The sequence below is a fragment of the Pseudomonas sp. WS 5011 genome (assembly GCF_012985775.1).
Lineage (GTDB): Bacteria > Pseudomonadota > Gammaproteobacteria > Pseudomonadales > Pseudomonadaceae > Aquipseudomonas > Aquipseudomonas peli.
In genome coordinates this window covers 1-13,029 of sequence record NZ_JAAQXA010000013.1, presented here as the reverse complement: position 1 = coordinate 13,029, position 13,029 = coordinate 1, and the positions used below count along the sequence as shown (strand labels likewise).

Here is a 13,029-nt window from a genome sequence, read left to right as displayed (position 1 = left end):
CTGCACACACAGGTGTACAACAATGACAAAACACACCGAGCCAAAAACCCAGACACCCCGACCGATACCCGTACCCATACTGGATCCGTCCCCGAGCAACTGGCGCTTGCCGCGCCCCGGACAGACCACGCCTTCCTGGAGGCTGAGCAAATGAGCTGGATCAGCGCCCTCGCCGACCTGCAGCAACGCGGTGAACCCTGCGTGCTGGTGACTATCATCGAAGAACGCGGCTCAACCCCGCGCAATGCTGGCTCGAAAATGGTGGTCACCGCTGACCGCATCTTCGAGACCATCGGTGGCGGTCATCTGGAATTCAAGGCGATGGAGCTGGCCCGCGAAATGCTCAGCAGCCGCAGCCAGGACACCCGCCTGGAGCGCTTCAGCCTCGGCGCCAGCCTTGGCCAGTGCTGCGGCGGTGCCACTGTGCTGCTGTTCGAACCCATGGGCCAGCCCCAGGCACAGATTGCCGTGTTTGGCGCCGGCCACGTTGGCCGCGCCCTGGCGCCGCTGCTCGCCAGCCTGCCATGCAAGGTGCGCTGGATCGACTCGCGGGAAAACGAGTTTCCCGAGCAGATCCCCGCAGGCGTGGACAAGGTGGTCAATGAAGAGGTGATCGACGAGATCGAACGCATGCCCGCCGGCAGCTACTTTATCGTCATGACCCACAACCATCAGCTCGACCTGGAGCTGACCGCCGCAATCCTCAAACGCAATGACTTTGCCTACTACGGCCTGATCGGCTCGCAGACCAAACGCGCCAAATTCGAACACCGCCTGCGTGATCGCGGCTTCGATCCAGCAGTGGTAACGCGCATGCGCTGCCCGATGGGGTTGGCTGAGGTCAAAGGCAAGTTGCCGGTAGAAATTGCCGTGTCCATCGCCGGCGAAGTGATCGCCACCTATAACGCTGCCTTTGGCCAAGAGAGCAAAAAAGGCCAGCCCAGCGTTGCCAAGCTGCTGCCCGCCTCTCGCCGAAGCCAGGCCTGACTATCTGCCCAGGCGCCCGCGCGCCTGAGCGACCAACTCCATAGATTGAGATCAGCGTTACATGACTAGCCCAGTGAAAGCCTACCGCGCCGCCATCCTGCACAGCATTGCTGACCCAGCCGTGGTAGGCGTTGAGCAATCCTATGAGTATTTCGAAGACGGCCTGCTGCTTATCGAGAACGGCCAGGTGGCCAACGTCGGCCACGCCGCCGATCTGCTGCCCAGTCTCAAGGGCGTTGAGATCACCGAATACCGCGACGCGCTGATCACCCCCGGCTTTATCGACACCCATATCCACTACCCGCAGACCGGGATGATCGCCTCCTACGGCGAACAGCTGCTGGATTGGCTGAACACCTACACCTTCCCCACCGAGCAGCAGTTTGCCGACAAGGCCCATGCAAGCGACGTGGCCGGTATCTTCCTGAAGGAGCTGCTGCGCAACGGCACCACCACCGCCCTGGTGTTCGGCACAGTGCACAAGCAGTCGGTAGACGCCTTCTTCGAAGCTGCCGAAGCGCTGAACCTGCGCATGATCGCCGGTAAGGTGCTGATGGACCGCAACGCTCCGGATTACCTGACCGACACCCCGGAATCCGGTTATACCGACAGCAAGGAGCTGATCGAACGCTGGCACGGCAAGGGCCGCCTGCATTACGCCGTGACCCCACGTTTTGCCCCCACCAGCACCCCGGAACAACTGACCCTGGCGGGCAAGCTGCTGGGCGAGTACCCGGACCTGTATATGCACACCCACCTGTCCGAGAACCGCAAGGAAATCGAGTGGGTCAAGGCGCTGTTCCCCGAGCGCAAGGGCTACCTGGATGTGTACGACCACTACAAGCTGATCGGCGCCCGCTCTGTATTCGCCCACGGCGTGCACCTGTGCGACGACGAATGCAAACGCCTGGCCGAAACCGGCTCGGCCGTGGCCTTCTGCCCGACCTCCAACCTGTTCCTCGGCAGCGGTCTGTTCGATCTGAATAAGCTAGAACAGCACGGCGTGCGCGTCGGCCTGGGCACCGATGTGGGTGCCGGCACGAGCTTTAGTCAGCTGCAATCGCTGAATGAGGCCTACAAGGTCATGCAGCTGCAGGGCAAGAAGCTCGACCCGTTCAAGTCGCTGTACCTGGCCACCCTCGGCGGCGCCAACGCGCTGTACCTGGACGACAAGATCGGCAACTTCGAAAGCGGCAAAGACGCCGACTTCCTGGTCCTCGACTACAACGCGACGCCGCTGATCAGCTACCGCATGCAACAGGCCAAGACCCTGGAAGAAAAACTCTTTGCCCTGACCATGCTCGGCGACGACCGCGCGGTGAAGGAAACCTTCGCTGCCGGCCAGTCAGTGCACCGCCGCGATTGAGGTCGGTAAAACCCCAACCAAGAAAAAGCCCGCTCATTGAGCGGGCTTTTTCGTTTAGGCCGGTTGCCCCAATCAGCGGCTCGCGGCTTTCTTCTTGCTGCCTGGCAGCAGGTGCGAGAACACCGCATGCAGGTCATCGGAAGCGGTTTCGCCATCCAGGTTGAGCTTGGCGTCGACGCTGTCCATGTGGCGCATCATCAGGTCCACGGCCACTTCCACATTGCCGGCTTCGATGGCATCAATCACCTGGTCGTGTTCGGCATCCGAGCAATGCGTGCGGCTGTTGCTTTCGTAGAGGGCGATGATCAGCGAGGTCTGGGAAATCAGGCTGCGCAGAAAGCCCAGCAAAGTCAGGTTGCCGGCGGCTTCGGCGAGTTTCAGGTGGAACTCACCCGACAGGCGAATGCCCATGCCGCGATCACCACGGGCGAAACAGTCGCGCTCATCGATCACCATCTGGCGCAGCGCGGCAATCTGTTCCGGCTTGGCGTTCTTGCAGGCCAGTTCGGTAATCGCCCGCTCGATCATGCGGCGCACATAAAAGATCTGCCGCGCTTCTTCCGCCCCCGGACTGGCTACTACCGCGCCACGGTTAGGCCGCAACAGCACTACGCCTTCATGGGCCAGGCGCGACAAGGCGCGACGGATGATGGTGCGGCTGACGCCGAAGATTTCACCGAGCGCCTCTTCACTGAGCTTGGTGCCAGGAGCCAGACGCTGCTCAAGAATGGCATCGAAGATATGGGCGTAAACGACATCGTCCTGAGTCCCGCTGCGAGTGCTTTTGCCTTCGCGCGTCTGCTTCTTAAGGGGCTGCAATTGTTCGTTCATTGTGGCTCGCGTGATCAAGGTTCGGCGGTTGCTGATGCAACTCTACTGTGTGCTACCTACCCTCTGGCAAGCGGCAAATCAGTGAAAAGTCACAAATAAAAAGCCTTTGCATTGTACACAATGTAACCAGCACGTACACCGCTACCAAGGCATAACCCTTGTGCAAAGGTGCATTTGCACACGCTTTCTGTTCGCACCTCTCTGCCGAAGAACGCGCAGTCGGCAGATTCATTTCTTATATGCAGCATTTTTCTTGTTCGCGAATCTGCTTAGCAACCGCCCTGGTGAATTACGGCGGCAACACCGCGAAGCCCACGATTATTGCCGAAGCCCCACTGATCATGAGGGGTGTAAAGGCCTCGTTAGATCGGCGAAACAAATGCTGCGGAACACATCAGAAACAGGACAGGTACTGCATAGGTAAAAAAGCCGAGTACATAGCAGCTTTTAACCAGAAACATTATTTGCTTTTTTTGTATACAACATCATAATCGGCCTCAGCGTTATTTCTTGACCGAAAGGTCAGCTAAGCACGCCAGCAAGGCAAAAAAACACCACCTACCTCAAGAGTCGAGCAGTGCGCAGCACAGGCTCTGGGTGGCACACAACAAGAGATGAGGAGTACCCCTGTGGAAAGCGCTAAACAAGAACAACAGGCGACGCAGATGCAAGAGCTGATCAAACCCGGTCTGCTTGACCGCTTCTTCAAACTGACCGAACACCGCACCACAATCAAAACCGAGCTGCTGGCGGGCCTGACGACTTTCGTCACCATGGCTTACATCATCTTCGTTAACCCCAACATCATGGCTTCGGCCGGCGTCGACCATGGCGCAGCCTTTGTTGCCACGTGCATCGGTGCAGCCCTGGGCTGCTTCCTGATGGGACTGTATGCCAACTGGCCTGTTGGCTTGGCACCCGGCATGGGCTTGAACGCCTTCTTCACCTACACCGTGGTCGGCGAAATGGGCTACAGCTGGCAGATTGCCCTGGGCGCGGTGTTTATCTCCGGCGTGCTCTTTATGATCATGAGCCTGTCGAAGATCCGCGAGTGGCTGCTTAACAGCATCCCCATGAGCCTACGCTTTGCAATGGGTGCGGGAGTGGGCTTGTTCCTCGGGCTGATCGGTTTGAAAACCGCAGGCATCGTCGTCGACAGCCCAGCCACGTTGCTGACCATGGGCTCGTTCGGTGAACCGAGTGCAATCCTGGCGGCCGTGTGCTTCCTGCTGATTGCCGTACTGAGCCATCGCAATGTGTTCGGCGCCATCCTGTTCAGCATGCTCGGCGTGACTGCCATCGGCTGGGCTGTGGGCCTGGTTGAATACAACGGCCTGGTTTCCATGCCGCCAAGCCTGGCGCCGACCTTTATGGCGATGGACATTGCCGGGGCCTTCAACATTGCCATGGTCAGCGTGATTCTGGCCTTCCTCTTCGTCAACATGTTCGACACGGCCGGTACCCTGATGGGCGTTGCCCACCGTGCCAACCTGGTGGATGAAGACGGCAAGATCCAGAACCTAGCCAAGGCCCTCAAGGCTGACAGTACCTCCAGCGTGGTTGGTGCCATGGTCGGTTGCCCGCCGGTAACCAGCTATGTGGAAAGTGCTGCTGGTGTAGCTGCCGGTGGCCGTACCGGTCTGACAGCTATTACCGTTGGTGTGCTGTTTCTCGGCGCGATGTTCTTTGCCCCGCTGGCTGGGATGATCCCCGCCTACGCCACCGCTGGCGCGCTGATTTATGTAGCGATGCTGATGATGAGCGGCATGGCGCATATCGACTGGAAAGATCACACCGACACCATCCCGGCGATCGTCACCGTGGTCATGATGCCGCTGACCTTCTCTATCGCCAACGGTATTGCCCTGGGCTTCCTGACCTACGCGACACTGAAACTGCTGACCGGTCAGCGCGACAAGGTATCGCTGAGCTTGTACGTTCTGTGCATCATTTTTATCGCCAAGTTCGCCTTCCTGTAAGGTTGGCCGGCTGGTAACCAAGCCCCGGCGCGCGCGTCGGGGCTTTTGCGCATCTGGAGAATCACTAATGAATCTGGAAACCTGGCTGTTATTCGCAAGTGCTGCACTGGTGGTGATTCTGATCCCCGGGCCGCTATCACTGTTGATGGTCAGCAACAGCCTGAACTATGGCCTGCGCCGTTCGGCCCCGGCCTTTATTGGTGGGGTGTCAGCCTCGATCTGCCTGTTGAGCGCTTCAGCCCTTGGCCTTGGCGCACTGCTGCTGGCCTCGGAACAGCTGTTCAGCTTGCTGAAGATTGTCGGCGCGCTGTACCTGTTTTACCTCGCCTGGCAAAGCTGGCAGGAATCGCGCAAAGCCGCCAAGCCTATGACGGCCGAAGAGCAGCCGGCCAACCCGAGCTTTCGTGCCATGTTCTGGAAGGCCTTCGGCCTGGGCGCCAGTAACCCCAAAGACATCCTGTTCTTTGCAGCCTTCTTGCCGCAGTTCATCAGCGCCGAGCGGCCCATGCTTGGCCAGCTGCTGGTGATGATCGCCACCTGGGCGTTGCTGGACTTGGCCTGCAAGCTGTTCTACGGCCTCAGTGCCCAGGGCGCGGCGCGCTACCTGCGTTCGGGCAAGGGCCAGGTGTGGTTCAACCGCATCAGCGCGGCCTTGTTTGGCGGGGCTGGCGCGGCCTCACTGCTTAGCCGCTAGGTTATTGCTGAGCGTGCGAAGCCCATTGTTTGGGTTTCGCGCAGCCCAAACACCCGGCCCCGATCAGCACCTCAAATCGCAGGCAAAAAAAGCCCGCAGTGTGTACGGGCTAGGGACTCTTAAATTGAGTCAGAGGGTGACAAGCATTCGGTTCAGCTACCGCGGTAGGTGGAGTAGCTGTAAGGGGAAATCAGCAGCGGCACGTGGTAATGCTCCTGCCCGGCATCGATGCCGAAGCGCAGCACCACAACATCGAGAAAGGCCTGTTCAGGCAATTTGACGCCGCGAGCGCGGTAGTAATCGCCAGCATGGAAATGCAGCTGATAAACCCCGCTACGGTAATCGTCACCCTGCAGCACCGGCGCATCACAGCGCCCGTCGTGGTTGGTGACAACGCTATTGAGCAGCTCCATCTGAGCCCCTTCAACGCGATACAACTCAATTTTCAGTTCGCTGCCTGGGCAACCATGGGCGGCATCCAGTACGTGTGTGGTCAATCGTCCCATCGCTTATGGGCACCTGCGCAGATAAGCCTACGTAGACGCCGCACCTCCTCTACTTTTATTGAATTCGGCAGATTTATCAGGCTAAGCAGCCTCGACTGAGCTGAAGCATAGCATGCTGAAATTAAAAAATAAGACACTTTTATAAAAAACTGTACACAATAAATCGATCATTACGCCTGCTATGCGCACCGTAAACGGGCAGCAAATCGGCCATAAGTGCTTGCGAGCACTGCTTTTGCACAACAACAGCTGACGCATTGGACAGATTCAGCGTTAAGGCAAAATTTCACAAAATAAGTGAATTTTAGATTTACAAGATGCAAAGCACTTTGTATACAATTAGCCCATCACGGTCGTGCATCGCATTTATGCTTGCCCAATGACCGCCACAAACAGCAAGAAGGAAGACTGCAGTGAGCGCTGACTACCCACGCGACCTGATCGGTTACGCCAACAACCCGCCCCACCCGCATTGGCCGAATGATGCGCGCATCGCCCTGTCGTTTGTTCTCAATTACGAGGAAGGTGGCGAGCGCAACATCCTGCACGGCGACAAGGAATCCGAGGCGTTTCTCTCCGAGATGGTTTCCGCGCAGCCGCTGCAAGGCCAGCGCAACCTATGCATGGAATCGCTCTACGAGTATGGCAGCCGTGCCGGCGTCTGGCGTTTGCTGAACCTGTTCCAAAAGCACAACATCCCGCTGACCATCTTTGCCGTGGCCATGGCTGCGCAGCGTCATCCAGATGCGATCAAGGCGATGGTCGCCGCAGGCCACGAGATCTGCAGCCACGGTTACCGCTGGATCGACTACCAGAACATGAGCGAAGCCGAAGAGCGCGAGCATATGCTTGAAGCCATCCGCATCCTGACTGAACTGACCGGCGAACGCCCGGTGGGCTGGTACACCGGCCGCCTCGGCCCGAACACTCGCCGCCTGGTACGTGAAGAAGGTGGCTTTCTGTATGACAGCGACACCTACGACGACGACCTGCCCTACTGGGACCCGGCCAGCACCGTAGCCAAACCGCACCTGGTGATCCCTTACACGCTGGACACCAACGACATGCGCTTCACCCAGGTGCAGGGCTTCAACAAGGGCGACGATTTCTTCGAATACCTGAAAGACGCTTTCGATGTGCTTTACGCCGAAGGCGTGGCCGGCGCGCCGAAGATGCTTTCGATTGGCATGCATTGCCGCCTGCTCGGCCGTCCGGCGCGTCTGGCATCACTCGCGCGCTTCCTTGAATACGTGCAGAGCCACGAAAAAGTCTGGTGCGCCCGCCGCGTCGACATCGCCAAACACTGGCACGCGACCCATCCGCTGCAAGAGCCATCCAAGGAGAGCTTGAAATGAGCCGTTTTCAAACCCTGACCCCGTCCCGTTTGAGCCGTGAAGACTTCGTCAACGTCTTCGCTGATATCTACGAGCACTCGCCCTGGGTCGCCGAAAAGGCTTTTGACCTGGGCCAGGACGACAGCATCAATGAAATCAACGGCCTGCATCAGCGCATGGCCGACCTGTTGCTCAGTGCCAGCCATGCTGCACAGCTGGCGCTGATCAATGCTCACCCGGACCTGGCCGGCAAGGCAGCCGTTCGTGGTGAGTTAACCGCCTCTTCGACGTCGGAGCAGGCTGGTGCGGGCATTCATGAATGCACCGCAGAAGAGTTCGCCCGCTTTACCGAACTGAACGATGCCTACAAAGCCAAGTTCGGCTTCCCCTTCATCATGGCGGTGAAAGGCAGCAATCGGCACCAGATCCTGGCGGCCTTCGAGGAGCGGATTCACAACTCCCCGGAGCAGGAATTCGCCTGCGCCCTGGCCGAGATCAACAAGATCGCGCTGTTCCGCTTGCAGCAGCTGTAAGGCGCAAGCCCACCGCCCTCCCCAACGCCATCATCTAAGGCAGACATTTCATGAAAGCTTACGCCGTACCCTTTGAGAAATACGTCAACCTCGCCGACGCACGCCTGGGAACCAAGGCCATCTCGGTCACCGACGACTGGTTTGCTGACGTCAACCGTCTGTTCCAGCCGACCCCGGCCGTATGGAAGGAAGGCGTGTTCGATGACAACGGCAAGTGGATGGATGGCTGGGAATCGCGCCGCAAGCGCTTCGAGGGTTACGACAGCGCGGTAATCCGCCTGGGCGTGCCGGGCTCGATCAAGGGCGTGGACATCGACACCAGTTTCTTCACCGGTAACTTCCCGCCGTCGGCATCCCTGGAAGGCTGCTTCGTCGCCGAAGGTGACCCAACCGACGCCACCCAGTGGACTGAGGTGCTGGGCGCTGTCGAGTTGCAGGGCAACAGCCACCACTATCACGAAATCAATAACGCCCAGGCCTTCACCCACCTGCGCTTCAACATCTACCCAGACGGCGGCGTCGCTCGTCTGCGCGTTTACGGCGTACCGTTCCGTGACTGGAGCAACGTTGGCGACAACGAGCAGATCGACCTGGCAGCCGCACTGAATGGCGGTCGCGCCCTGGCCTGCTCGGACGAACACTTCGGCCGCATGAGCAACATCCTCAACCCGGGCCGTGGTATCAACATGGGCGACGGCTGGGAAACCGCACGTCGTCGCACGCCAGGTAACGACTGGGTAATCGTCGCCCTCGGCCATCCGGGCGAGATCGAACACATCGTCGTCGACACCCTGCACTTCAAAGGCAACTACCCGGACAGCTGCTCAATCCAGGGCGCCTTCGTCAAAGGCGGCACCGACAGCCAGATCGAAACCCAGAGCCTGTTCTGGCGCGACCTGCTGCCGAGCCAGAAACTGCAGATGCACGCCGAACACGAGTTCAGCGAGCAGATCAAAGCGCTGGGCCCGATCACCCACGTACGGGTGAACGTGTTCCCGGACGGTGGTATCAGCCGCCTGCGCCTGTTCGGCAAAGTCGCCAAGTAAGCCAATAAACCCCTCTCCCATTGGGAGAGGGGCATAAACGAACGAACAAGAAGACCCACATGCGCACATTGATCATCGAGCCGCTAAGCAAAGAAGCCTTCGCTCCCTTTGGTGACGTTATCGAAACCGAAGGCAGCGAATTCTTCATGATCAACAATGGCTCCACTCGCCGTTATCACAAACTGGCCACGGTCGAGACCGCACAGCCAGAGGATAAGGCGATCATCAGCATTTTCAGTGCCGAGGCCCTGGATATGCCGCTGACCATTCGCATGCTGGAGCGTCATCCGCAGGGCAGTCAGGCGTTTATCCCACTGCTCGGCAACCCCTTTCTGATCGTGGTCGCGCCACTTGGCGATGCACCTGAATCAGAGTTGGTCCGCGCCTTCCGCAGCAACGGCAGGCAGGGCATTAATTACCATCGCGGCGTTTGGCACCACCCGGTGCTGACGATCGAAAAGCGGGATGACTTCCTGGTGGTTGATCGCAGTGGTTCTGGCAACAACTGCGATGAGCATTTCTTTACCGACGACGAGCAACTGCTCCTCGCCCCCCACCAATAAGAGAAGCCTGCAGCCGGCGTGTCGGCCTGCGGGAAAGAGGTACTGATTGTGGAAGCGCATTTGACTGAGTGGCTGAACCTGGGTATCCGCTGGATCCATATGATCACCGGCATCGCCTGGATCGGCGCATCCTTCTATTTCGTCTGGCTGGAAAACAACCTCAACCGCAGCAATCCCCGCGAAGGCCTGTCTGGTGACCTCTGGGCGATTCACGGTGGCGGTATCTACCACCTGGAAAAATACAAGCTGGCCCCGCCGAAAATGCCGGATAACCTGCACTGGTTCAAATGGGAGGCCTATTTCACCTGGCTGTCGGGCGTGGCCCTGATGCTGGTGGTGTACTACCTAAACCCAAGCCTGTACCTGGTCAAACCCGGCGTTGATCTGGCCCCGGAAATGGCCATTGCCATCGGCTTCGGTTCGATGGTGGCGGGCTATGTGGCGTATCACTTCCTCTGCGATTCGCCGCTGGGCAAGCGCCCGGCCCTGCTTGGCGCCGTGCTGTTCGTGCTGATCATCGCTGCAGCCTATGGCTTCAGCCAGATCTTCAGTGGCCGTGCGGCCTATATCCATGTCGGCGCGATTATCGGCACCATCATGGTCGGCAACGTGTTCTTCACCATCATGCCGGCCCAGCGCGCGCTGGTTAAGGCCATCGAAGACAACACCACGCCGGACCCGACTCTGCCGGCCAAAGGTCTGCTGCGTTCGCGCCACAACAACTACTTCACCCTGCCGGTGCTGTTCATCATGATCAGCAACCACTTCCCGAGCACCTACGGCAGCCAATACAACTGGCTGATCCTGGCGGGCATCGCGATGCTGGCGGTACTGGTGCGCCACTACTTCAACACTCGCCATGACAGCAGCAAGTACATCTGGACCCTGCCTGCCGCCGCACTGGGCATGATCTGCCTGGCGTTCGTCACGGGGCCGAGTATGAAAGCCGCCAGCACCGAAGCGCCTAAAGCAGCCGCTATTACCTACGCAAAAATTCCGGCCACTACCGTGAGCGGTAATCCGGATGTAGCCAAGGCAGCTGAACCTGCCAGCACACCCGCTGAGCCGACAGCCACCGCACCGGCTGTAGCAGCTGTCGAGTTTGCCAAGGTCAGCAGCGTGATTCAGGAACGCTGCAGCGTCTGTCACTCAGCCACGCCGAGCAGCCCAATGTTCAGCGCGCCACCGGCCGGCTTCATGCTCGACACCCCTGAGCAGATCAAAGCGCAAGCCGCAAAGATTCATGCGCAAAGCGTGGCTTCACAGATCATGCCGCTGGGCAACATCACCCAGATGACCCAGGAAGAGCGCGACTTGATCGGCTCATGGATCGACCAGGGCGCACAGCTCAACTGATCCACCCGCATGCCGCACCCGCTCAGGGTGCGGCATTTGTCTTTCGGCCAACTGTCGCACGCCCCTCCCCGCGCCAATACGCCCAGCCACACGTCCTACGCACGTTTTGCCGTAACGCTCAGCAACCTGACTGGCGGTGCATTTTTGTGCACAATATTTAAATAAATTGTTTTTAACGATGTAAACAAATTGCTATAGTCAATCAACCTGACTATGCGGACAACTTTATGTCGCATTCAGGACAGAGGCCCGTGAAGCCTCATGTAAGCCCATGACCATATAAGAACAACTGGCAGGCTCAGACATGACAACCCCTCACACTCCACGCACCCCAGCTCCGTCTGCGGTCAGCCACGAGCGGATCGTCCCATTGGTAGTTCGCGCACGGATACGGCTCAGCGCTATCCCCCTGGCCACAATCAAACTTATCCCGAAAGCCACGCTGCCAAAGCCAACCCAGGCCGATCTGCCCAATTCGCTGTACGCCGCCCTGCATGAGTTCAACACGCCCCAGCGGCCCAGTTGAGACGTCACCCTATTTGCCTGTTCGACCCTGCGGTTCGCCACGGGGCTGAGAAACCCTGTAAGTCCACAACAAGGAAAACGTGATGAAACTGAAGCACCTGCCCCATTGCATCGCCCTCTCAGCCGGTCTGTTTACCGGCCAGCACGCCTTCGCCGAGGGTGCCTTCCTCTGGCAAGACACCAGCCTCTCCTACCTCTATGGCAGCAACTTCCAGCGACTGAACAACAACGGCGAAGAACAGCGCTCGCAGACCACCTTCACCCTGGAAAACGCCAGTGGCTGGACCTGGGGCGATACCTTCTTCTTCCTCGACTACATCGACGCCGACAACAAGCAGGCCCGTGGCAGCACCTTCGGCAACCTGGATGTCGATGAGAAGAACAGCTTCTATTACATGGAATTCTCGCCACGCGTCAGCCTCAGCTGGCTGACCGGCCAGGACCTGTCCGCAGGCCCGCTGAAGGATGTATACGCAGCCTTTACCTATGAAAAAGGCAACGGCGGCCCTGGCACCGAGAACTACCTGTACGGCATCGGTACCGCCTGGAACGCTCCAGGCTTCGCCTACCTGAACGCCAACCTGTATGCGGTGAAGGTCAATAATCACATCTTCTTCGATCATGACTTCAAGGCATCGGACAAGGGCAACGGCCACACCTACCAGCTGACTGTGAACGGCGCTTATCCGTTTGCCATTGGCGAGCAGGACTTTGTGGTCGACGGCTACATCGACTGGCGCGCGCCATCCAAGGATGCCGGCACCCAGACATCAGTCGGCTCCTCAATCCAGATCAAATGGGATGCGGGCAAGGCGCTGTTCGGTGAAGGTCGCAAACTGTATGTCGGCACAGAACTGAACATGTGGCACAACAAGTACGGTATCAAGCCAATCGACGGTTCCACCGATGGCTTCGATCAGACCGCAGTACAAGCGCTGGTGAAGTATCACTTCTAAGCCCATGTGCTTGATGCGGATCGCCGGGTAGGCGGCAACCCGCAATAAAAAAGGGGATGGCAACGATGCCATCCCCTTTTTTATTGCGCCTATTCGCTCTTGTTACGCGCAGAAAAAACCGCTCAATTGGAGCGGCTTTTGTTAGCTCAGCGCATTACTGCGATTGCGCGTCCTTGAGCTTTTTGCGCTCGATAAAATCCAGCTTCCACTGCTCCAGGCCGATGCGTGCGTATTTCGGCCCACCGTGACCGGTCGTTTCGGTAGATCGTGACCGGCCATTTCGCTAACGCGTGACCGCTCATTTCGCTATCAACGTGACCGATTTCCAGCCTGTTCCGAAACAGGCGGTCACG

General features: G+C 58.6%; 13 protein-coding genes. 10 read left to right on the top strand and 3 right to left on the bottom strand.

The annotated features are described in order from the left end of the window. Window positions 1-150 precede the first annotated feature (150 nt). A complete protein-coding gene (xdhC, locus tag HBN63_RS14490; protein WP_170049919.1) occupies window positions 151-987 on the top strand; it encodes a xanthine dehydrogenase accessory protein XdhC in 837 nt (278 codons plus the stop codon). A 61-nt stretch (window positions 988-1,048) separates the two neighbouring features. Beyond that, the gene (guaD, locus tag HBN63_RS14485) at window positions 1,049-2,353 is read left to right on the top strand and encodes a guanine deaminase (protein ID WP_170049918.1); all 1,305 of its coding nucleotides are present in this window, start codon (window positions 1,049-1,051) and stop codon (window positions 2,351-2,353) included. Between the two features lie 72 nt (window positions 2,354-2,425). Here guaD and HBN63_RS14480 read toward each other — a convergent pair whose 3' ends face one another. Next, on the bottom strand, window positions 2,426-3,184 hold the full coding sequence (locus HBN63_RS14480) for a GntR family transcriptional regulator (protein WP_090253579.1): 759 nt from the start codon (window positions 3,182-3,184) through the stop codon (window positions 2,426-2,428). Window positions 3,185-3,849: 665 nt separating this feature from the next. Here HBN63_RS14480 and HBN63_RS14475 point away from each other — a divergent pair. Continuing rightward, the gene (locus HBN63_RS14475) at window positions 3,850-5,163 is read left to right on the top strand and encodes an NCS2 family permease (RefSeq protein WP_170049989.1); all 1,314 of its coding nucleotides are present in this window, start codon (window positions 3,850-3,852) and stop codon (window positions 5,161-5,163) included. Between the two features lie 67 nt (window positions 5,164-5,230). After that, window positions 5,231-5,857, top strand: coding sequence for a LysE family translocator (locus HBN63_RS14470; RefSeq protein ID WP_170049917.1), 627 nt, complete (start codon window positions 5,231-5,233; stop codon window positions 5,855-5,857). Window positions 5,858-6,009: 152 nt separating this feature from the next. Here HBN63_RS14470 and uraH read toward each other — a convergent pair whose 3' ends face one another. Then, the gene (uraH, locus tag HBN63_RS14465; protein ID WP_090253575.1) at window positions 6,010-6,363 is read right to left on the bottom strand and encodes a hydroxyisourate hydrolase; all 354 of its coding nucleotides are present in this window, start codon (window positions 6,361-6,363) and stop codon (window positions 6,010-6,012) included. A 413-nt stretch (window positions 6,364-6,776) separates the two neighbouring features. Between uraH and puuE the strand changes: the two genes are divergently transcribed. The 6 genes from puuE (at window position 6,777) to HBN63_RS14435 (ending at window position 12,676) form a co-directional block, all read left to right on the top strand. Beyond that, window positions 6,777-7,718, top strand: a complete 942-nt coding sequence (gene puuE / locus HBN63_RS14460; protein WP_170049916.1) for an allantoinase PuuE — start codon at window positions 6,777-6,779, stop codon at window positions 7,716-7,718. Continuing rightward, window positions 7,715-8,230: a 2-oxo-4-hydroxy-4-carboxy-5-ureidoimidazoline decarboxylase gene (gene uraD, locus HBN63_RS14455; RefSeq protein WP_170049915.1), complete on the top strand. Its 516-nt coding sequence runs from the start codon at window positions 7,715-7,717 to the stop codon at window positions 8,228-8,230. The genes puuE and uraD overlap by 4 nt, the downstream gene beginning before the upstream one ends. Window positions 8,231-8,280: 50 nt before the next feature. Then, a complete protein-coding gene (alc, locus tag HBN63_RS14450; protein WP_170049914.1) occupies window positions 8,281-9,276 on the top strand; it encodes an allantoicase in 996 nt (331 codons plus the stop codon). Window positions 9,277-9,335: 59 nt separating this feature from the next. Then, entirely contained in the window at window positions 9,336-9,839 is a 504-nt protein-coding gene (locus tag HBN63_RS14445) for an ureidoglycolate lyase (protein WP_170049913.1), read from the top strand. A gap of 48 nt (window positions 9,840-9,887) precedes the next feature. Further along, entirely contained in the window at window positions 9,888-11,195 is a 1,308-nt protein-coding gene (locus HBN63_RS14440) for a urate hydroxylase PuuD (RefSeq protein ID WP_170049912.1), read from the top strand. A 608-nt stretch (window positions 11,196-11,803) separates the two neighbouring features. Next, window positions 11,804-12,676: an outer membrane protein OmpK gene (locus HBN63_RS14435; RefSeq protein WP_170049911.1), complete on the top strand. Its 873-nt coding sequence runs from the start codon at window positions 11,804-11,806 to the stop codon at window positions 12,674-12,676. Window positions 12,677-12,822: 146 nt separating this feature from the next. Here HBN63_RS14435 and HBN63_RS21705 read toward each other — a convergent pair. Further along, a partial coding sequence (locus HBN63_RS21705; protein WP_223181881.1) for a hypothetical protein occupies window positions 12,823-13,029 on the bottom strand: 207 nt, incomplete at its 5' end.